We start from the raw sequence: 20,286 nt of genomic DNA, 5'->3' as shown, positions 1-20,286 counted from the left end.
CGATTTGCGAGGCTTGCGCGCAAATAAATCGCCGAAGGTTCGCGCGAAAATGCATCAAACCGTCACAAAGCCAATCGATTCGACCCGGCGCTGGTGGGTGCTGGCCATCGTCGTCGCCGCCCAGTTCATGTTCGGCGTCGATGCCTTCATCGTGAATGTCGCGATCCCCACCATCGCGGTGGATCTGAAGGCGTCGCCGGCGCAGATCGAATCCGTCATCGCGATCTATCTGATCGCCTATGCCACGTTGGTCATCACCGGCGGCCGGCTCGGCGACATCCACGGCACCAAGACTGTCTTCCTGGTCGGCGTACTCGGCTTCACGGCGACCTCGCTGTGGTGCGGGCTCGCACAATCCGGCGTCGAGCTCATCGTCGCGCGGCTGGCGCAGGGCGCGACCGCAGCGCTGATGGTGCCGCAGGTGCTGGCGACGTTGCATCTTTTGTTCACCGACGAGACGCGCAGCCGCGCCTTCGCCGTCTACGGTATCGTGCTCGGGCTTGCGGGCGCCGCGGGCTTCCTGCTCGGCGGCGTTCTCGTGTCGCTCGATCTCGCCGGCACCGGCTGGCGGTCGGTGTTCTTCGTCAACGTTCCCTTTGGCCTCGTCATCGCCGCGGCCGCCTGGCGCATCATGCCGTCGGTGCCGCGACGGGCCGGGACCAGGCTCGACGTCAAGGGCAGCGTGGTGTTGTTCGCGGGATTGCTGTGCCTGATCGGGCCGCTGCTGTTCGGCCATGATGTCGGTTGGGCGCCGTGGCTGTGGGTCATAATGGTGATCGGCGGGACGATTCTCGTGGCATTCCTCAAGCTCGAACATGCGGTCGCGCGAGCCGGCGGCATGCCATTGATCGATCTGACGCTGCTGACGGACGCCGCCTTCCTGCGCGGCCTTGGCGCGGCGTTCTTTTTCTTTCTCGCCAATCTCTCGTTCTATCTTGTCATGACGCTGTTCATGCAGCGCGGCCTGAAGATTCCGCCGCTTGCGGCCGGTATGGTTTGCATCCCACTTGCCATCGCCTTCGTCGTGGCCTCGCGTCACAGCGGCGCGAGGGCGCGGCATCGCGGCACCAAGGTGCTGATCGAAGGCTGCGCGTTGCAGATCGCAGGCCTCGGCGCGCTCGCGCTTCTTGTGCTCTATGTTGACACGCCGTCGCTGCTCGCACTGGCGCTCACCATGAGCATCTTCGGTTACGGGCAGGGGCTGGTGATGGCGCCGTTATCAGGCGCGGTGCTCTCGACTGTCAAACCTGTCGCCGCAGGCTCGGCCTCCGGCATGTACGGCACGACCGCACAGATCGGAAATGCGGCCGGAGTGGCCGCAATCGGCGCGGTATTCTTCGCGATCGAATCATTGCAATCAGCGCGCGCAGGATTTCTCGTCTCGCTCGCGCTGTTTGTGACGTTAATCATGATCTGCACCGTATTTCTGACGTGGATGCGCCGCGCATCTGCATCAAGTTGAAGCATTGCGGTTAATGCGTGCGGATTTCTGCTGAATTTCCAGTGATTTTCGCGAGATCGACAGCACACGGCCTTTTTATTTCGCGATGCAGCAACTATCTGGTTGGGCTGTACGTTGAACGTCGCCCACCAGGAAATTGCCGTGTCGTTAGCAAGAAATGTCGATTTGTTGAGACGTCTGCCGAAGCTGGACGGTCTGCGCCTTGCCGAGTTCGGCCGGAGCCCTGATTCATCCAGCCCGCTGGAAGAGGTCACGGGCTTCGGCGACAATCCCGGAGCCTTGCGCATGTTCGCGTTCGTGCCGGCGCAGCTGCAGAAGCCGCGCGCGCTGGTCGTCGTGCTGCACGGCTGCGGACAGACGGCGGCGGGTTACGATCTCGGTGCCGGCTGGTCGACGCTCGCGCGGCATTACGGCTTCGCGCTGCTGATGCCCGAGCAGCAGCGCGTCAACAACGGCAACACCTGCTTCAACTGGTTCAATCCGGAAGACACCGCGCGGGACAGCGGCGAAGCGCGCTCGATCCGCGAGATGATCGCGCATATGGCCGATGCACATCGCATCGATCCCAGGCGCATCTTCATCACCGGCCTCTCCGCTGGTGGCGGCATGACGTCGGTGATGCTCGCGACCTATCCGGAAGTCTTTGCGGCTGGCGCGATCATCGCCGGATTGCCTTACGGCATCGCGTCGAATCTGCGCGAGGCGCTGGACGGCATGTTTTATTCGCCGCAGAGGCCCGATCGCGAGCTCGGCGATTTCGTGCGGCGCGCCTCGAACCATCGCGGTCCCTGGCCGAGGATCTCGGTGTGGCACGGCAGCGCTGACCGCACGGTCAACCCCGGCAATGCCAACGAGATCGTCAAGCAATGGCTCGACCTGCACGATCTGCCCGCCGTGCCGATGGCCGAGACCAATGTCGATGGCTATCCGCGCCAGGCCTGGTGGAACAAGGACGGCGAGACGCTGGTCGAGTCCTACGCCATCACCGACATGGCCCACGGCACGCCGCTTGGGCTGGCCGACAACGACCAGCGCTACGGCATGGAGGGCGCGTTCCTGATCGAGGCCGGCATCTCCTCGTCCTATCACATCGCAAAGTTCTTCGGCCTGACCGGCTGGATCGCGGAGGCGAAGAAGGCGGCGAAGCCTGCTACTCCGGCAAAAGCCGCTCCGGCGCGCTCACCCGCACCGCATCTCGCCCGCTCGATCCGCGCGAAGGTCGCCGAAGAAGCGGCCGAGCCGAAGCAGGAGGCATCCCGCGGCTTCGATCTCGGCCAGATCATCACGCGCGCCCTGACGGCGGCGGGATTGATGAAGTAGCTTCTCTGTCGTCCCGGCGAAGGCCGGGACCCATACTCCGCAGAAGAAGTTTGGCGAAGACTCGTTGTTTCGGGACTTCGATCGATCGCAACGATAGATTCCGCGGTATGGATCCCGGCCTTCGCCGGGACGACAGTTGAATTTGTGGCGACCCCGTCGCTTCAGCTCAGCGAAGCTGCCGTCTGATCGATCACCTCGATCGGCGTCACCGTCACCTCGCCGCCGGCGACTTTCCGCGTCGTCTCCTGATAGGCCCTGAAGAAGTCGCGCGATTGCAAAGCCTTCTGCGCTGCATCGTCGCTGACGCTGGCGAGGTGGAAATAGCTGCCGTCGTCGCGGGCCTTCAGGACGCGATAGCCGATCCGCCCCTTCAACTCCGGATCGCCGTCGATCGCCTTGATGAAGCGGCCGATCTCCCGGTGCCATTCCTCCGTCGTACCGTTCTTGAACTGGTATCTGATCATGAAGTGCTTCATGTGACGCTCCCTGTTCGTCATGTGCGTCATCATCTGCGCCTTGCGCGCGTTCTCGCAAGTATGGACAAAATTGATAGTATGGACTTTTTCGCGATCGATCCTATCCTCGCATCTGGCTTGGCTGGCGCATGGAGGAGACGACATGGCGAAGGCAAGAGCGATCCCGTCGCGCGCCTGTCCGGTCGCGGCGTTTCAGAAGATGATCAGCGGCAAGTACAAGCTGCGCATCGTCTGGGATCTCAAGGACGGCCCGCGCCGCTACGGCGAGATCAGGAGCGGCCTGCTGCGCGGCGCTGAAGGCAGTGCCGAGATCACCCCGCGCGTGCTCAGCCGCGAATTGAAGGCGCTGACGATGAGCGGCCTGATCGACCGCAAGGATTTTGGCGAGGTGCCGCCGAAGGTGGAGTATCGCCTGACGCGGAAGGGTAGGAGCTTCGTCCCCGTGGTCGCAGCGATCCGCGAATGGGGTGAACGAAACCTCGGCGAGACAGCGGCGCTCGCAGACGCCGCTGAGTAAAAAGCTACATCTCGCCGGTGATGAACGGATTGGTCATCCGCTCCTGGCCGATGCTCGAGCCGGCTCCGTGGCCGCAGATGAAGCCGACGTCGTCGCCGAGCGGCAGCAATTTTGTCAGTATCGAGTTGATCAGCGTCGCGTGACTGCCGCCGGGCAGGTCCGTGCGTCCCACCGAGCCCGCGAACAAGACGTCGCCGACATGGGCGAAACGCAGATCCTTGTTGAAGAACACCACGCTGCCCGGCGAGTGGCCGGGGCAGTGCAGGATGTCGAACGACAGGCCGCCGATCGACACGCTCTCGCCTTCCTCGAGCCAGCGGTCCGGCGCGAAATTGCGCACGCCCGTCATGCCGAAGCGCGCGCCGCTCTCGACCACGTTGTCGAGCAGGAACTTGTCGGCCTGATGCGGCCCCTCGATCGGCACCTTCAGCGCGTCGCGCAGGTCCGCCGCGCCGCCGACATGGTCGATATGGCCGTGGGTCAGCCAGATCTTCTCCACGGTGACGCCGGTCTGCTTGATCGCATCCAGGATCTTCGGCACGTCGCCGCCGGGATCGATCACCACGGCCTTCTTGCTAGGCTCGTCCCAGATGATGGTGCAGTTCTGCTCGAACAGCGTCACGGGAACGATGATCGCGCCCGCCTTGGCCTGCGAGGAGTCCTGCGAGGAATCTTGGGTGTCATTTTGCTCGGTCATGGCGCCACAATGCCGATTTTTGCTGCGGCGCCAAGCAAAATAGTCGTGCGCGCCCGCCGGGGAACGGCAGACCGTCCCCGAGGGAACGGCAGACCGCCCCGAGGGAACGGCAGGCCGTCCCCGGAGCGCCGCTGTTACCGCTTGATCTGCGCCTTCAACGTCTCCTGCACGACCCCGTCGAAGGACGACGTCTTCGGTGACTTCACCGCCTGATCGCCGATGTACTTGTCACGCTTGGCGACCAGCGCAGCGAGCTTCTCGTTCAGCGCCCTTCGCTGCTCGATCTGCTTGGATACCTCGGCCTCGCGCTGCTCCGGTTTCATCGCGCGCAGATTCTCGGGCAGGTCGGCTTCTGCGACCGCGGTAACGCTTGTCCTGCCCTTGGCGGCGTCGGCGACGAGATCGCCGCCGCCGGTCACGGCTTCCGCGGTCGATGCGGATCGCTTGCCGATATAGCTCGCCATGTCGGCGGCCGTTGACGGTGCAGAGGCCGCCACGCTGGCCGACTGCCGCATCTTCAGCTCGGTATGCTTCTGCCGCTCGCGCGGGCCATAGGGGATCACCGTGCCGTTGAGCTGCTGCTGCAGGATGATGATGTCCTGGTCGTACGGGGTCTCGATGATGACGATCTGCCCGCCGTCCTGCGGAATCGGGATGAAGCGGCCGTTGCCGATCTGCGCGATGTCACGCCACACCCGCTCGGTGTCGCGGGCATCGCCGGCGAGCACGGCATTGACGATGATGTCCTTCTGCTTGGCGACCGCGAGCGTCGTCGGATATTTGGTGTCCTGCGCATAGTCCATGTGCGGCGGCGCATCGCCGACCAGAAACACGATGTGCCTGACGTCGCTGCCCGTCGTCCATTGCAGCTTGTTGACGGCAACATCGAGCGCCTCGTTGACGCTTTCCGGCCAGTCGCCGCCGCCGCGCGCCTTCAACTCCAGGAGATTGGCGTAGAGATCCTGAATGTCGCGGGTCAGCTCGATCTTCGACGTCACGTAATCGTCACCGATGTCGCGATAGGCGACGAGGCCCATGCGGATATCGGCGTCCGGATTGGAATCGACGATCGTCGTGGCGATCGACCAGATTTTTCGCTTGGCGCCCTCGATGAGGCGCGCCATCGAGCCCGTGGTGTCGAGCACGAAGGCGACCTCGACGGTCGGCTTGGCTAAGGCAGGAGAGGTCGAGAGCGGCAGGGTGGCGAGAGCGAAGGCGAGCGAGCACAGTGTGATGCGTGACCTCATGGGTCCCTCCAGTGGTTTCGTCCCTCGGAACCAAGGTTCCACTGGCATCGCGGTGGGTTGTGGCCGGAACGTAGGCGCAACTGGCGCGAAATTGCGGCGTTTCCCGGGGAACCCCGGGGCTGCGGCGTCAGACGACGCCTGCCGCGCTGCACGCGTCACATCGCCGTCCCAAAGCCCTGTTCGTTTGTCCCCTTCTCGTGAACCGTTGGCGCGATCCGGCGTTGCTGTCCGCGCGAAGGACATTCGGGGGGACGATCTTGGCTCAGAGCGATGACAATTGGTGGCGCGACGGCATCTTCTATCAGATCTATCCGCGTTCCTTTCAGGACTCAGATGGTGACGGCGTCGGCGACCTCGCCGGCATCCTGAAGCGGCTGGCTTATGTGAAATCGCTTGGCGTCGACGCGATCTGGCTGTCGCCGATCTTCCCCTCGCCGATGGCCGATTTCGGCTACGACATCTCCGACTATACCGGCATCGAGCCGCTGTTCGGCACGATGGCGGATTTCGACGCGCTGCTCGCAGCCGCCCATGACAACGGCCTGAAGCTGATCCTCGACCTCGTGCCGAACCACACATCAAGCCAGCATCCCTGGTTCGTCGAGAGCCGCGCCTCGCGCGACAATCCCAAGCGCGACTGGTACATCTGGCGCGACCCGAAGCCGGACGGCAGCGCGCCGAACAACTGGCTCTCCGAGTTCGGCGGCAGCGCGTGGGCTTTCGACGAGACCACGGGCCAGTATTACTACCACGCCTTCCTCGCCCAGCAGCCCGACCTCAACTGGCGCAATCCCGATGTCCGCGCCGCGATCTACGACGTGATGCGGTTCTGGCTGGAGAAGGGCGTCGACGGCTTTCGCGTCGACGTGATCTGGCACCTGATCAAGGACGCCGAATTCCGCGACAATCCGCCGAACCCGCATTATGTCGAGGGCCGGCCGCCGAACGAGAAGATCCTCACGCAATATTCCACCGACCAGGACGAGGTGCATGACGTCATCGCCGAGATGCGGCGCGTCACCGATGCATATCGCGCGCGCGTCTTGATCGGCGAGATCTATCTGCCGCTGCACCGCCTGATGGCCTATTACGGCAACGACCTCACCGGTGCGCAGATGCCGTTCAATTTCGCGCTGCTCGCGACTTTCTGGAGCGCGCGCTCGATCGAGACGATCATCGAGGATTACGAGAAGGCGCTGCCGAAGAGGGCCTGGCCGAACTGGGTGCTCGGCAATCACGATCGCCCGCGCGTGGCGAGCCGGGTCGGTTCCGAGCAGGCCCGCGTCGCCGCCATGCTGCTGCTGACCTTGCGCGGCACGCCGACGCTTTACTATGGCGACGAGATCGGCATGCATCAGCTCGCGATCGCGCCGGAGGACGTGCGCGATCCCTTCGAGAAGAACGTGCCCGGCATCGGTGTTGGCCGCGACGGCTGCCGCACGCCGATGCAGTGGGACTCGTCCAACTTCGCCGGCTTCTCGGAGGTGAGGCCGTGGCTGCCGCTGCCCGAGGATCATATCCGCGAGAACGTCGCCAATCTCGAATCCGATCCGCGCTCGATTCTGTGCCTCTACAAGCGCCTGATCGCGTTGCGGAGGGATTGCCCGCCGCTGGTCGCCGGCGACTATCATCCGATCGCGGCGCAAGGCGATCTCCTGATCTATCGCCGCGTAGCCGGAGACAGGGCGGTGATCGTGGCGCTCAATCTGGGGCCGGAGCCGATCGCGGTGACGACGAGTGCGATAAGGTTCGGCAGCGAGATTTTGATTTCGACGTTTCTGGATCGCGAGGGCGAGCGGCTGGAGGGTGTGCTGGATCTGCGCGGGAATGAGGGGGTGGTGGTGCGGTCGCCATAGCCGTCGTCCCGGGGCGCGACGCAGTCGCGAGCCCGGGACCCATAACCACAGGGAGTAGTTTGGCGAAGACTCGGAGTGACCGCTTGTGCCTCAAACAACTCCCTGTGGTTATGGGTCCCCGCCTTCGCGGGGACGACAGTGGAGGATGTGACTACAGCGATGCACGCAGCGTCATCACCCCGGATGTTTCTTCCCCCGCACCGTCGCTTCGTCGATATCGCTTCGCTTCAGCAGATAATCCAGCCCGCCGACGCGGTACCAGCGATAGCCATAGGGCTCCAGCACGACGCGGTGCTGGCCGCGCTTGTCGGCGTGGCTGTGGTCTTCCGCGAGCAGATTGATGAGGTGCGCGCCGGTCTCGCCTGATAGTCCCGCCGAGAACGCGATCTCGCGCGGCTTCTCGTCGAGATTGTGCACGAACAGCACGGAATTGTTGCGCCAGTCGTAGCGCATGATGAAGACCGCGGGATCGCGAACGGGAATCACCGTGAAATCGCCCCAGCCGACCTCCGGCACTTCCTTCCGCATGCGGACGATGCGCTCGGTCCAGTTCAGCATGGAGTTGGGATCGCGCCGCTGCTTGGCGACGTTGACGTGTGGAAAGCCGTAAGGTCCCCCGTCGATGACAGGGCAGGCCGGCTTGTCGCTCTTGGTGAAGCCGCCATGCGGCTCGGTCGACCATTGCATCGGCGTGCGCGCGCAATTGCGCTCGGGCTGCGAGAGATCGTCGCCCATCGCGATCTCGTCGCCGTAACGGATCACGGGCGTTCCCGGCAGCGTGCACATCAGGCTGTAGGCGAGCTCGAGCCGCCGCCGGTCGCCGCCCAGCATCGGCGCGAGGCGGCGGCGGATGCCGCGGTCGTAGAGCTGCATGTCCTTGTCGGGACCGAAGCATTTGAACACCGTGTCGCGCTGCGCCTTGGTCAGCCTGCCGAGATCGAGCTCGTCGTGATTGCGCAGGAACAGGCCCCATTGCGCCGAGGCGGGCCGCGGTTTCGTTGCTTTCAGCGCCTTGGCCAGCGGACGGGAATCCGCGGACGCGAGCGCATAGAACAGGTGCTGGTTGACGTGGAAGTTGAACATCATGTGCATGCGGTCGGCATCGCGGCCGAAATATTCCATGTCGGTTTTCGGCAGCACATTGGCTTCAGCGAGGATGATCGCGTCGCCCTGCCGCCATTGCAGGAATTCGCGGAAGGCGCGCAGCATCTCGTATTGCTCGACCGGCTTCTTCACCTTCGCGCCCTTGGTTGCGATGATGAAGGGCACGGCGTCCATGCGGAAGCCGGAGACGCCGAGCTGGATCCAGAAGCCCATGATCTTGAGGATCTCGGCCTGCACGTGCGGATTCGACGTGTTGAGATCGGGCTGGAAATCGTAGAAGCGATGGAAGTAATACGCGCCCGCTTCCTTGTCGCGCGTCCAGGTCGATTTCTGCACGCCGGGAAACACCATGCCCTTGTTGGCGCCGGCCGGCTTCTTGTCGGACCAGACATACCAGTCGCGATAGGGCGAGCTCTTGTCGCGCCGAGCCTCCTTGAACCAGTGATGCTGGTCGGAGGTGTGGTTGACGACGAGGTCGATGATGATTCGGATGCCGCGCTGCTTGCAGCCGTGGGCGAACTCGACGAAATCGCCGAGCGTGCCATAGCGGGAATCGACGCTGTAATAATCGGCGATGTCGTAGCCATCGTCGCGGCCGGGCGAGGTCTGGAACGGCATCAGCCAGATCGTGGTGATGCCGAGGCCGTGCAGATAATCGAGCCGGCGCAAGAGGCCCTTGAAGTCGCCGACGCCGTCGCCGTTGGAGTCCATATAGGAGCCGACGGAGAGGCAATAGATCACGCCGTTCTTGTACCAGAGATCGTCGATCATGCGCGCGCAGCCGGTGGTTCCGCCGAGGTACGGCGGCTGCGTGATAAGTGCGTGGGGAAGGGGAGGTTCCCGCGCCCTACACCACTGTCGTCCCGGGGCGCGACGTAGTCGCGAGCCCGGGACCCATAGCCAAAGGGAGTAGTTTTGCGATGACTCGGAGTTGCCGGCTCGTGCCGCAACCGCTCCCTGTGGTTATGGATTCCGGGCTCGCGCCAAGTGGCGCGCCCCGGAATGACGGGCGGAGAGAGTGTCCGCCCCTTACGGAATCGGCTATCCTTCCCCCATGGACAACACCGCCCGCATCGCCCTCGTGCCGCCGCCGGATCGCCGCCAGTCGGAAACGGCGCTCGCGATCGCGCGCGGCACGGCGCGGCTGTTACGTTCGCTCGGCTTCACCTGCATCAGCGAATTGCCGCTGCCCTCGGGCCGGCGCGCGGATCTCGTGGCGCTGAACGAGCGCGGCGAGATCTGGATCGTCGAGATCAAATCCTCGGTCGAGGATTTGCGCGCCGACCAGAAATGGCACGAATACCGTGCCCATTGCGACCGGCTGTTCTTCGCCTTCACGCAGGATCTGCCCTGCGAGATTTTTCCTGAAGACACCGGCCTGATCATCGCCGACGCCTACGGCGCGCACATGCATTGCGAGGCGCCCGAGCACAAGCTCGCCGCCGCCACGCGCAAGCAGATGACGGTGCGCTTCGCGATGGCGGCGGCGCTTAGGATCAACCGCCTGGTCGATCCGCAGGGACACGCGGATTTCTGGGAATGAATCCGTAGGATGGGTAGAGCGAAGCGAAACCCATCACTTCCGGTAAAAGCTGCGAAGGAGAAGGTGGGTTTCGCTACGCTCTACCCACCCTACGGCACCTTTACCTTGGCGCGCGCTTGGCCAAAATACGTTGCAGCGTGCGCCGGTGCATGTTGAGCCGGCGCGCCGTTTCCGAGACGTTGCGGTTGCACATCTCGTAGATGCGCTGGATGTGCTCCCAGCGCACGCGGTCGGCGGACATCGGGTTGGTCGGCAGCTCGGACTTCTCCGCGCTGGTCGAGAGCAGTGCCGCGACGACGTCGTCGGCATCCGCAGGCTTCGAGAGATAATCGATCGCGCCCATCTTCACCGCGGTCACGGCGGTGGCGATGTTGCCATAGCCGGTCAGCACGATCGCGCGTGCGTCGGGGCGCTTCTTCTTCAGCGCCGAGACCACGTCGAGACCATTGCCGTCACCGAGCCGCAAGTCGACAACCGCGAATGCGGGTGCTGCCTTGCCGATCTGCGCGAGACCGTCCGAGACGGTGTCGCACGACGTCACCGAAAAGCCGCGGGTCTCCATCGCGCGCGACAAGCGCTCCAGAAACGGCTTGTCGTCCTCCACGATGAGAAGCGAGCGGTCGGCCTGTTCATTCAGTTCGGCGATGGCGTTCAAGGTGTTGTCCTCTCTCCAGCGCGTTTACATATGGCCTCGCAATCGGGCGGTGCCAAGGCCGCCAATGGTCGATCGGCCCTTTTGTGCGACGCAAGGTCGCGGTCTATCCTATTGTTTCTTCGAGCGTCTCGATAGCCTCAAAACGCGGCCTGGGCCACGTGATGTGCACCACCGCGCCGTGTTCCGGGAAGATCCGGTTGGTAAACGAGACCTTGGCGCCGGTGCGCTCGAGCAGGGTGCGTGCGATGAACACGCCGAGGCCGAGGCCGCGCCGCTCGCCGCCGCCGTCATCCTGGGTGCGTCGCCGCGACAGATACGGCTCGCCGATCCGGTTGAGGATGTCCGGCGGAATACCCGGGCCGTCGTCGGAGATCAGGAGCTCGATCGTGTCCTTGTTCCACCAGGCGTTCACCTCGACGGTGGTGTGGGCGAAATCGACGGCATTCTCGACGATGTTGCCGAATCCGTAGAGGATCGCCGGGTTGCGAGAGCCGACCGGCTCGGCGGCCGCGGCCACTGCGATCCGCACCTTGATGTCGACGCCGAAATCGCGGTGCGGAGCCACCACCTCCTCGATCAGCTCCGAGAGCTTCATGCGGTCGAACGGTGCGCCGGTGGAGGAGAGCTGGGTGATCTTGCTGAGGATGTCGCGGCAGCGCTGGGTCTGCTCGCGCAGCGTCTTCAGGTCTGCGGCAAAGATCGGATCCTTCACCGTCTTTTCCAGCTCGCGCGAGATCAGGAAGATGGTCGCGAGCGGCGTGCCGAGCTCGTGCGCGGCCGCGGCGGCGAGGCCGTCGAGCTGGGTCAGATGCTGCTCGCGCGTCAGCACCAGCTCGGTCGCGGCCAGCGCGTCCGCGAGCTTGCGCGCCTCCTCGGTCACCTGGAACGAGTAGAGGCTGGTGACGCCGATCGCGAGCACGATCGAGAGCCAGACGCCGACGAGATAGATCGGCGGCAGCACCAGCGGATCGTCGGAATCCCAGGGCAGCGGCAGGTGGAAGAAGAACAGCACCGAGGCGCAGGCGACGGCGAGCAGGCCGAGGCCGAAGGTGAAGCGGGCCGGCAGCGCCGTCGCCGAGATCAGCACGGGCGCGAGAAACAGGAACGAGAACGGGTTCTGCAGTCCGCCTGTGAAGAACAACAGCCCCGCCAGCTCCACGATGTTCAGCGCCAGCAGGCCGGCCGCCTGCATCGGCTCCAGCCGCTGCATCGGATTTGCAGCGGTCTGGAGGCCCAGATTGAGCGCGGCCGACAGCGCGATGATGCTGACGCAGGGGACGATCTCGACGTTGAACTCCAGCCCCTGCGCCACGATGAAGATCGCAGCGAGCTGGCCCAGCACCGCGAGCCAGCGCAGCCGCAGAATGGTGTCGAGGCGGATGTGCCGCTGCGCGTGGCGGAAGTCGGATGCGGCAATTTCGGTCATATCGGCCAATGTGGCGGTGCCTTCTCGATCACAAACGCTGGGCTCACGGAACCACCCCGATTACAAGCCTTGCGCTATCAGCTGCAATAGCAGAAGAACGGCCCAGCATGACCGAGAATGACAAGGCTTCAAGTCGGCCGACTGTCGCGGAGCACGTTTCCTCCGCGGCGATTGCGGTCGATCACCTCGTCAAGGTCTACAAGCAGACCCGCGCCGTCGACGACATCTCCTTTTCGCTGCCGCGCGGCAGCATCACCGGGCTCCTGGGCGGCAACGGCGCCGGCAAGACCACGACCATCGCGATGATCATGGGCCTGGTGCTGCCGACCGCCGGCCGCGTGCAGGTGCTCGGGCATCGCATGCCCGAGGAGAGCGCTGCCGTGCTGGGGCGGATGAATTTCGAGAGCCCCTATGTCGACATGCCGATGCGGCTTACGGTGCGGCAGAACCTCACCATCTTCGGCAAGCTCTATGCGGTCAAGAATCTGTCCGACCGCATTGCGGAGCTCGCCGACGATCTCGACCTCACCGATTTCATCGACCGCGCCAACGGCAAGCTCTCGGCCGGCCAGAAGACCCGCGTTGCTCTCGCGAAAGCGCTGATCAACCAGCCCGAGCTGCTCCTGCTGGACGAGCCGACGGCCTCGCTCGATCCTGACACGGCCGACTGGGTCCGGGCGCATATGGAGCGCTATCGCAAGCAGAACAACGCCACCATCCTGCTGGCCTCGCACAACATGCTCGAGGTCGAGCGGCTCTGCGACCGCGTCATCATCATGAAGCGCGGCCGCATCGAGGACGACGACACGCCTGCGGCCATCATGACGCGCTACAACCGCACCACCCTGGAGGAGGTGTTTCTCGACGTCGCACGCGGCCGGGTGAACGGTGCGAAGGAGGCGGCAAGATGAGGCTTAGCTGTAATCGTAGCTGCCGTAGCCCGGGTGGAGCCCCGTCATTCCGGGGCGCGCGGAGCGCGAGCCCGGAATCCATAACCACAGGCTGCGGTTGTGACGCGAGACGGTCAACTCCGAGCCTTCGCCAAATTCAATCCTGTGGTTATGGATCCCGGGCTCGCGACTATGTCGCGCCCCGGGATGACAGCGGGAGGGCGCCATGACCGAGCTCTCCCTCCACCGCGGCATCTCGCCCCACCGCATCGGCGCGATGATCCTGCGCTACTGGTACCTGCTGCTGTCGTCCTGGCCGCGGCTGCTCGAGCTCCTGTATTGGCCGGCGCTGCAGGTCATCACCTGGGGCTTCATCCAGTATTACATCGCGGAAAACGCCAGCTTCTTCGCGCGGGCCGGCGGCACGCTGATCGGCGCCGTCATCCTCTGGGACATCCTGTTCCGCGGCCAGCTCGGCTTCTCCATCTCGTTCCTGGAGGAGATGTGGGCGCGCAACCTCGGCAATCTCATGATGAGCCCCTTGAAGCCCATCGAGTTTCTGCTGTCGCTGACGGTCATGAGCCTGATCCGGCTCGCCATCGGCATCGTCCCGATGACGCTGCTCGCGCTGTTCCTGTTTCACTTCAACGTTTATGCGCTCGGCCTGCCGCTGATCGCCTTCTTCTGCAATCTGATCTTCACCAGCTGGTCGGTCGGCATCTTCGTCTCGGGGCTGGTGCTGCGGCACGGCCTGGGTGCCGAGAGCATCGTCTGGACCTTGATGTTCGCGATCATGCCGCTCGCCTGCATCTACTATCCCGTCAGCGTGCTGCCGGCCTGGCTGCAGTATGTCGCCTGGGCGCTGCCGCCGACCTATGTGTTCGAGGGGATGCGCGCGCTGCTGATCGAGAACACCTTCAGGATCGATCTGATGCTGGAGGCGTTGGTCATCAATGCTGTACTTCTGGTTGCTTCTTTTGGGGCATTCCTTGCCCTTTTGCGCAGCGCCAAAAAGCACGGCTCGCTGCTCTCGGGCGGTGAATAACGTCACTTTCTCGTGGATTCAGGCTGATTTAGCCGTCTGCGCTCCGTAGATGTACGGAACCATGCATTGACGCAATATTACGCATTCGGCAGTATGCTGCGATGCGAAGAGGATAATAGCGATGCCTATTGGTGAGTTTGGCGGCGCCCCGCCCCTGGCTGCAGAAGGCAGTCCGGTCCTGACGACGCCGATGTACTGGATGTACGAGATGGCCCACGCCTCTCTCAATCCGGCCCGTGCAGTCACCGACGCGACCAAGCTGCTGTTTCAGAATCCCCTCAATCCCTGGGCCCGTACCGAGGTCGGCAAGTCGGTCGCCGCGGCCTGCGAATTGTTCGAGCGCACCACGCGCCGCTACGGCAAGCCGGAATGGGGCCTCGACGACACCGAGGTCAACGGCATCCGCGTCCCCGTCGAGATCCGTTCGGTCTGGGAAAAGCCGTTCTGCCGACTGCTCTACTTCGATCGCAAGTTCACCCGCCCGCTGCGCAGCCCGCAGCCGCGCGTGCTGATCGTGGCGCCGATGTCCGGCCATTATGCGACGTTGCTGCGCGGCACGGTCGAGGCCTTCCTGCCGGCGCATGAGGTCTACATCACCGACTGGGCTGATGCCCGCATGGTGCCGCTCAGCGAAGGGCGCTTCGATCTCGACGACTACATCGACTACATCATCGAGATGCTGCACGTCCTCGGCGGCAACACCCATGTCATGGCGGTGTGCCAGCCTTCCGTTCCCGTCGTCGCGGCCGTCTCGATCATGGAAGCGCGGCGCGATCCGTTCGCGCCGACCTCGATGACGCTGATGGGCGGCCCGATCGATACGCGCCGTAATCCGACCGGGGTGAACGACCTCGCCCAGCAGCGCGGCATCGACTGGTTCCGCAACCACGTCATCACCAAGGTGCCGTTCCCGCATCCGGGCATGATGCGCGACGTCTATCCGGGATTCCTGCAGCTCAACGGCTTCATCAGCATGAATCTCGACCGGCACATGGATGCTCACAAGCAGCTGTTCGCCAATCTGGTGAAGGGCGACGGCGACCTCGTCGACAAGCATCGCGACTTCTACGACGAATATCTCGCGGTGATGGACCTCTCGGCCGAATATTACCTGCAGACGGTCGACACCGTGTTCGTGAAGCACTCGCTGCCGAAGGGCGAGATGACCCATCGCGGAACTCTTGTCGATCCCTCCAAGGTCACGCGCGTGGCGTTGATGACGGTCGAAGGCGAGAACGACGACATCTCAGGTCTCGGTCAGACCGAAGCGACGCACGGTCTGTGCAGCTCGATCCCCGATCATCGCCGCGTTCATTACGTCCAGAAGGGCGTCGGACATTACGGCGTGTTCAACGGATCGCGTTTCAAGTCCGAGATCGTGCCGCGGATTCACGACTTCATGGTCTCCGCTGCGAATCCGAGCTCGTTGCAGGCTCTCGCGGCTGAATAATCCTGAATTTCGGCTTTCCCGTCGAAAATTCCGCCCCTGCCGGAGCCTCCGGCGGGGGCAAGTTCCCTCCAGATTCGCGGTATTTAGGTAGCGTCATAGGAGTGAGTCACCCCTCACCCCTTGGGGGTGTCGCATGCGTCCAGCGGGGGCGAAAAAAGCCGGTTCCAACCCCAGTCTGTAGGGTCTCCCGGACTGAAGAACCCCTGTATATTGGGCAAATGATTTGTTTTTGCGCCGAGCGCTTTCCCTGGCGGTGGTTATGGCAGAATCCGGGCGAACTCCTGCCCCCCGGACTCACAGACATGGCCACTCGCGCACTCCTCTATCGGCGGCCCCACGAACCGAAGACCCTCGTCATCACCCATGGATCGCAGTTTTTTGCGATCCGGCTGCGCCGGCACAGACGCGCGCGCCGCTACACGCTCAGAATTCATCCGAGTGATCGCGAAGCCATCCTCACCATGCCGCCGCGCGGCACGCTGGCCGAAGCAAAAGACTTCGCGACGCGTCACGGCGCGTGGATCGCGGCACGTCTCGGCCGTCTGCCGAAGGCTGCACCGTTCCAGCCTGGCACAGTGATACCGCTTCGCGGCACGCCCCATCGCATCGTTCATCGCGCAGGCACCCGTGGCACGGTGTGGACCGAGACGCGCGACAGCGGTGAAAAGATTCTCTGCGTGGCCGGCGGTCTCGAACATGCCGACCGTCGTGTGCATGACTTCCTCAAGCGCGAGGCGCGCCGCGACCTGCAGCGCTCGGCGGAGGCCTATGCCGCCGAGCTCGGTGTCAGGGTCAAACGCCTGTCGATCCGCGACCAATCCAGCCGCTGGGGCTCCTGCACCTCGGCGGGCTCGCTGTCATTCTCCTGGCGCCTGATCCTCGCGCCACCCTTCGTGCTCGACTATCTCGCCGCCCACGAGGTCGCCCATCTCGTCGAGATGAACCACTCGGCGCGGTTCTGGCGCGTGTGCGGAAAAGTCTGCCCGTCGATGGAGCGCGCCAAGAAGTGGCTCGATACGCACGGCAATGACCTGCACCGGTACGGAGTCGAGGATTAGATTCTCCTGTCGTCCCGGCGAAGGCCGGGACCCATAACCACAGGGAGAAGTTTGGCGAAGGCCAGTTGTTCGGTACGCCTACTTTCCGCGATCGATAGATCACGCGGTATGGGTCCCGGCCTTCGCCGGGACGACACCGTAGGTGGAGCAAGAGATCGTCTCTTCACTCACGCACTGAGATCCGCACTCATCCCCGCCTGCGCGCGTGACGCCAGATAGCGCGCTTGCTGCTGCGCGGTCGCCCTTTGCCCCTCCGCCAGCATCGCCTGGAACGCCGCGTCGAGTTGCTCGCGGCTATAGGTCGTGGACCTGCCCTCACGCGGTGTCCATTGCGATTGGGTGATCGCGGTCGGTGCCTTCTCGACGGTGCCGCCAAGCCGCTCGGCGTATTGGTCGGCCCGCCACTGCGCCAGATCCGGTCCGCTCAGGCCGGGAGGATCCTCGAGCTTGCCGATCTCTGAGGCCGCTGCGTTGGTGATGGTCGAGGACCCGCCATTGTACAGCGTCGCCACCACCTTGCCGTCAACTTTCACCTGGGCGTAAATGTTCTCGGGTGCGTCGTCCGAAACGCCGGGTTGAGCTGCACCCGTGTCGTGGGCCATCAGCCAGTGCATCGCCATCAAGTCGTGAAGGAAGGGATCATCCGCAGCCGATATCAGCTTGGCGCCTGTCAGCGGCTTGACCTGGGAGCCGTCAATCCGGAAGCCGCCGGTCGCAGCTTGGGTCGTATCCTCAACTACCGGCTGGAGACCCGATGTCGCATTTGAAGTGGACGTTGATGCGGGCCGCAGATGAGGCAACACCGCGCTGGATACACCTGAAATCATGGAGCGCTCTCCGGTTACTCACTCAACCTATGAGAGCAAATCCCGGGCCGCTGACGGAAGCCTGAAGAGATTGATGTTTTTACGCTCAGCGAGCCGCCGGCCCCGGTCGATCTTGCCGCGCTAGGCAGGACTTGCCGAAGCGGTGGCACTCTCCCGTCGTCCCGGCCTAGCGCGCAATTGCGCGGCTAGGCCGGGACGACATCGATGGCGAGGGGCAACATCCAGCGCATTTCGCGCGATTCTTGTCCTGCGCCGCGACGATTGCGCCGATCGCCTGATTAACCCCGCCGCATCAAACGCTTCAAACAATCCACCCAGCGTCACGCCGGATGTCACGTTCTACTGTGCATGGGGTTGTTTTCGCAGTTTTTGTTTTGAGGCCATTGCGGCCTCAGCCGGCAGCTAGCGATTCCCGCCGAACAGCCGGTCCATCAGCCAGCCATCGAGCCCGGCCGCGGCTTCCGGCCGCACATTGGCGCGCGTGGGCGGCGGCGGGCGATAGCCGCCAGCGCTCGCCGGTGCCGGTCCCGGCGCGGCCGCCGTCGGCGGCGACACTTGCGAGGCCGCCTGCGCGAGGTTCGACAGGCCCCAGCCGCCTGGTGAGCTCGGCAAGTTCGCGACGGGCACGCCCTCGTGCGCCGTCTTCATGAAGCGCGACCAGACCTCGACGGGCAGGCCGCCGCCGGTGGCCTTCTTGGTCGGCGAGTTGTCGTCATTGCCGAGCCAGACGCCGGTGACGAGGTTGGCGGTGTAGCCGATGAACCAGGCGTCGCGATAATCCTGGCTGGTGCCGGTCTTGCCGGCCGCGGGCCAGCCGGGGATCTCCGCCTTCTTGGCAGTGCCTGATATCAGCGTCTCCCGCATCATCGCATTCATCATGCCGACATTGCGGGGATCGATCACCTGGCTCCGCTCGTCGGGCTGGCGCATGTAGAGGAGCTTGCCGCTGAGCGTCCTGATCCTCGTAACGACATGCGGCGCCACCGCGAAGCCGCCATTGGCGAAGGGCGCGTAGGCGCCGACCAGCTCGACCACCGAAACCTCGGAGGTGCCGAGCGCGATCGAGGCATTGGGCTCGAGTTTTGACGAGATGCCGAGCCGGTGCGCGGTGCGCACCACGTTCTTCGGCCCGACCTCGAGGCCGAGGCGGATCGCGACCGTGTTGAGCGACATCGCCAGCGCCTGCGTCAGCGTCACCGCGCCGAAATATTCGTGGGTGTAGTTCTCGGGCTTCCAGCCCTTGACCTCGATCGGCGCGTCCTGGCGCATCGTGTCGGGCGTCAGCCCCTGCTCGAGCGCCGTCAGGTACACGAAAGGCTTGAACGAGGAGCCCGGCTGGCGCCTGGCGGTGACCGCGCGGTTGTACTGGCTCTCGGAATAGTTCCGCCCGCCGACCATGGCGCGTACGGCGCCATCAGGCGTCATCGCCACCAGCGCGCCCTGGCTGACATTGAACTTCACGCTCTTGGCCGCGAGCTCGTCGATGATGGCGGCTTCCGCCACGCTCTGCAGCTTCGGGTCGATCGTGGTCTCGACCTTGATGCTCTCATCGATCTGCCCGACCAGATCGTCCAGCACTTCGCCGATCCAGTCGGCGACGTAGTTGACCGTGCCGGCGCCGGCCGGCTTCACATTGTAGGAGGGATGGCCGATCGAGGCCTGCGCCTGTGCCTCGGTGATGAATTTCGCATCCGCCATCGCCGTGAGCACGATCTGCGCGCGCGCTTCGGCGCCTTCGGGGTTGCGGTTCGGCGCAAGGCGCGACGGCGATTTGACCAGGCCGGCCAGCATCGCGGCTTCGGCGACGGTGACGTTCCGCGCCGACTTGCCGAAATATTTCTGCGCGGCGGCCTCGACGCCGTAGGCGCCGGAGCCGAAATAGACGCGGTTGAGATAGAGCTCCAGAATCTCGTCCTTGGAGTGCTTGCGCTCGAGCCAGATCGCCAGCTCCGCCTCCTGCAGCTTGCGCTGCATGGTGCGCTCCTGGGTCAGGAACAGGTTTTTGGCAAGCTGCTGCGTCAAGGTCGAGCCGCCCTGCGACACGCCGCGATGGAGCACGTTGGTGACGAGGGCGCGCAGGATGCCGATGGGGTCGATGCCGAAATGCGAATAGAAGCGGCGGTCCTCGATGGCGATGAACGCCTTCGGCAAGTAAGGGGGCAGGTCCTTCAGCGCGACATTGGCACCAGCCATCTCGCCACGCTGCGCCAGCATGCTGCCGTCGATGCCGACGATCTGGATCGTCGGCGGCCGCTTGGGGATTTCCAGCGACTGGATCGGCGGCAGGTGGGCGCCGACATAGATCACGACGCCGATCACGGCGATGACGCCCCACAGGCTCAGCACCGCGCCCCAATAGACCAGGCGGCCGAGGCCGGCACCGAACCGCGACTTCGATCGCCGCTTGGCACCGCTGCGGCTGGCCGGTGCCTTGCGCTCGCGCGGCGGCTCGTCGCCGGCATCCTCGCTCTTGCGCTTGGCGGATGATTTCGCTGATTTCTTCGGTTTGTCCTCGCCGCCGGGAATGCGGTCCGCAGCCGTCAGGCGCAGATCGGCGAGCGCCGCGGGCAAGCCGAACAGCGGCTCCTTCCGCCCACCCTTTTTCTTTCCCCACGCCATACGCAAATACGCCCGGTCAGCCCGCCCCGCCGCACGCTAGCGGTCGCTGTTTAAGGCCGGGTTACCCCGGCGTTAACGCGCGATTAGGAGGTGC

General features: G+C 64.3%; 17 protein-coding genes. 9 read left to right on the top strand and 8 right to left on the bottom strand.

Features of this window, described 5'->3' with window-relative positions:
* Window positions 1–49: 49 nt before the first annotated feature.
* Both N2603_RS44460 and N2603_RS44455 read left to right on the top strand, forming a co-directional pair.
* Window positions 50–1,462 (top strand): MFS transporter, encoded by a 1,413-nt coding sequence (locus tag N2603_RS44460; RefSeq protein ID WP_260387190.1) that lies wholly within the window; start codon window positions 50–52, stop codon window positions 1,460–1,462.
* Window positions 1,463–1,603: 141 nt separating this feature from the next.
* Window positions 1,604–2,782 carry an extracellular catalytic domain type 1 short-chain-length polyhydroxyalkanoate depolymerase gene (locus N2603_RS44455; protein ID WP_260387189.1) on the top strand — a complete coding sequence of 393 codons (1,179 nt, stop codon included), beginning with the start codon at window positions 1,604–1,606 and terminating at the stop codon, window positions 2,780–2,782.
* A gap of 161 nt (window positions 2,783–2,943) precedes the next feature.
* Here N2603_RS44455 and N2603_RS44450 read toward each other — a convergent pair whose 3' ends face one another.
* On the bottom strand, window positions 2,944–3,258 hold the full coding sequence (locus tag N2603_RS44450; RefSeq protein WP_260387188.1) for a hypothetical protein: 315 nt from the start codon (window positions 3,256–3,258) through the stop codon (window positions 2,944–2,946).
* 142 nt (window positions 3,259–3,400) lie between these two features.
* Here N2603_RS44450 and N2603_RS44445 point away from each other — a divergent pair, with 142 nt between their 5' ends.
* Entirely contained in the window at window positions 3,401–3,775 is a 375-nt protein-coding gene (locus tag N2603_RS44445; RefSeq protein WP_260387187.1) for a winged helix-turn-helix transcriptional regulator, read from the top strand.
* A gap of 4 nt (window positions 3,776–3,779) precedes the next feature.
* On the opposite strand, the gene N2603_RS44440 is transcribed toward N2603_RS44445, so the two are convergent.
* Window positions 3,780–4,472, bottom strand: a complete 693-nt coding sequence (locus tag N2603_RS44440) for an MBL fold metallo-hydrolase (RefSeq protein ID WP_260387186.1) — start codon at window positions 4,470–4,472, stop codon at window positions 3,780–3,782.
* Between the two features lie 134 nt (window positions 4,473–4,606).
* Window positions 4,607–5,719: a vWA domain-containing protein gene (locus N2603_RS44435; protein ID WP_260387185.1), complete on the bottom strand. Its 1,113-nt coding sequence runs from the start codon at window positions 5,717–5,719 to the stop codon at window positions 4,607–4,609.
* A 257-nt stretch (window positions 5,720–5,976) separates the two neighbouring features.
* Between N2603_RS44435 and N2603_RS44430 the strand changes: the two genes are divergently transcribed.
* Window positions 5,977–7,575, top strand: a complete 1,599-nt coding sequence (locus tag N2603_RS44430) for an alpha-amylase family glycosyl hydrolase (RefSeq protein ID WP_260387184.1) — start codon at window positions 5,977–5,979, stop codon at window positions 7,573–7,575.
* A gap of 174 nt (window positions 7,576–7,749) precedes the next feature.
* On the opposite strand, the gene N2603_RS44425 is transcribed toward N2603_RS44430, so the two are convergent.
* A complete protein-coding gene (locus N2603_RS44425) occupies window positions 7,750–9,450 on the bottom strand; it encodes an alpha-amylase family protein (protein ID WP_260387183.1) in 1,701 nt (566 codons plus the stop codon).
* 283 nt (window positions 9,451–9,733) lie between these two features.
* On the opposite strand from N2603_RS44425, the gene N2603_RS44420 reads away from it, so the two are divergent.
* Complete coding sequence (locus N2603_RS44420; protein WP_260387182.1) at window positions 9,734–10,222, top strand: MmcB family DNA repair protein; 489 nt, start codon at window positions 9,734–9,736, stop codon at window positions 10,220–10,222.
* 100 nt (window positions 10,223–10,322) lie between these two features.
* Here N2603_RS44420 and N2603_RS44415 read toward each other — a convergent pair whose 3' ends face one another.
* Window positions 10,323–10,877 (bottom strand): ActR/PrrA/RegA family redox response regulator transcription factor, encoded by a 555-nt coding sequence (locus N2603_RS44415; RefSeq protein ID WP_018644326.1) that lies wholly within the window; start codon window positions 10,875–10,877, stop codon window positions 10,323–10,325.
* A gap of 103 nt (window positions 10,878–10,980) precedes the next feature.
* The gene (locus N2603_RS44410; protein WP_018644327.1) at window positions 10,981–12,303 is read right to left on the bottom strand and encodes an ActS/PrrB/RegB family redox-sensitive histidine kinase; all 1,323 of its coding nucleotides are present in this window, start codon (window positions 12,301–12,303) and stop codon (window positions 10,981–10,983) included.
* Between the two features lie 107 nt (window positions 12,304–12,410).
* Between N2603_RS44410 and N2603_RS44405 the strand changes: the two genes are divergently transcribed.
* The 4 genes from N2603_RS44405 to N2603_RS44390 all read left to right on the top strand — a co-directional run bounded on the left by N2603_RS44405 (window position 12,411) and on the right by N2603_RS44390 (window position 16,746).
* Window positions 12,411–13,214: an ABC transporter ATP-binding protein gene (locus tag N2603_RS44405; protein WP_260387181.1), complete on the top strand. Its 804-nt coding sequence runs from the start codon at window positions 12,411–12,413 to the stop codon at window positions 13,212–13,214.
* Between the two features lie 205 nt (window positions 13,215–13,419).
* Window positions 13,420–14,238, top strand: a complete 819-nt coding sequence (locus tag N2603_RS44400; RefSeq protein ID WP_260387180.1) for an ABC transporter permease — start codon at window positions 13,420–13,422, stop codon at window positions 14,236–14,238.
* Between the two features lie 121 nt (window positions 14,239–14,359).
* Complete coding sequence (locus tag N2603_RS44395) at window positions 14,360–15,688, top strand: polyhydroxyalkanoate depolymerase (protein ID WP_260387179.1); 1,329 nt, start codon at window positions 14,360–14,362, stop codon at window positions 15,686–15,688.
* Between the two features lie 218 nt (window positions 15,689–15,906).
* Window positions 15,907–16,746 (top strand): M48 family metallopeptidase, encoded by an 840-nt coding sequence (locus N2603_RS44390; protein ID WP_018644331.1) that lies wholly within the window; start codon window positions 15,907–15,909, stop codon window positions 16,744–16,746.
* Between the two features lie 167 nt (window positions 16,747–16,913).
* Here N2603_RS44390 and N2603_RS44385 read toward each other — a convergent pair whose 3' ends face one another.
* Together N2603_RS44385 and N2603_RS44380 are read right to left on the bottom strand one after the other, a co-directional pair.
* On the bottom strand, window positions 16,914–17,573 hold the full coding sequence (locus tag N2603_RS44385; protein WP_260387178.1) for a hypothetical protein: 660 nt from the start codon (window positions 17,571–17,573) through the stop codon (window positions 16,914–16,916).
* Window positions 17,574–17,975: 402 nt separating this feature from the next.
* Window positions 17,976–20,192, bottom strand: a complete 2,217-nt coding sequence (locus N2603_RS44380) for a transglycosylase domain-containing protein (protein WP_260387177.1) — start codon at window positions 20,190–20,192, stop codon at window positions 17,976–17,978.
* Window positions 20,193–20,286: the final 94 nt, after the last annotated feature.

The organism is Bradyrhizobium huanghuaihaiense, from assembly GCF_025200885.1.
Lineage (GTDB): Bacteria > Pseudomonadota > Alphaproteobacteria > Rhizobiales > Xanthobacteraceae > Bradyrhizobium > Bradyrhizobium huanghuaihaiense.
The sequence above is the reverse complement of the archived record's forward strand: the minus strand, read 5'-3'. Positions and strand labels throughout refer to the sequence as shown.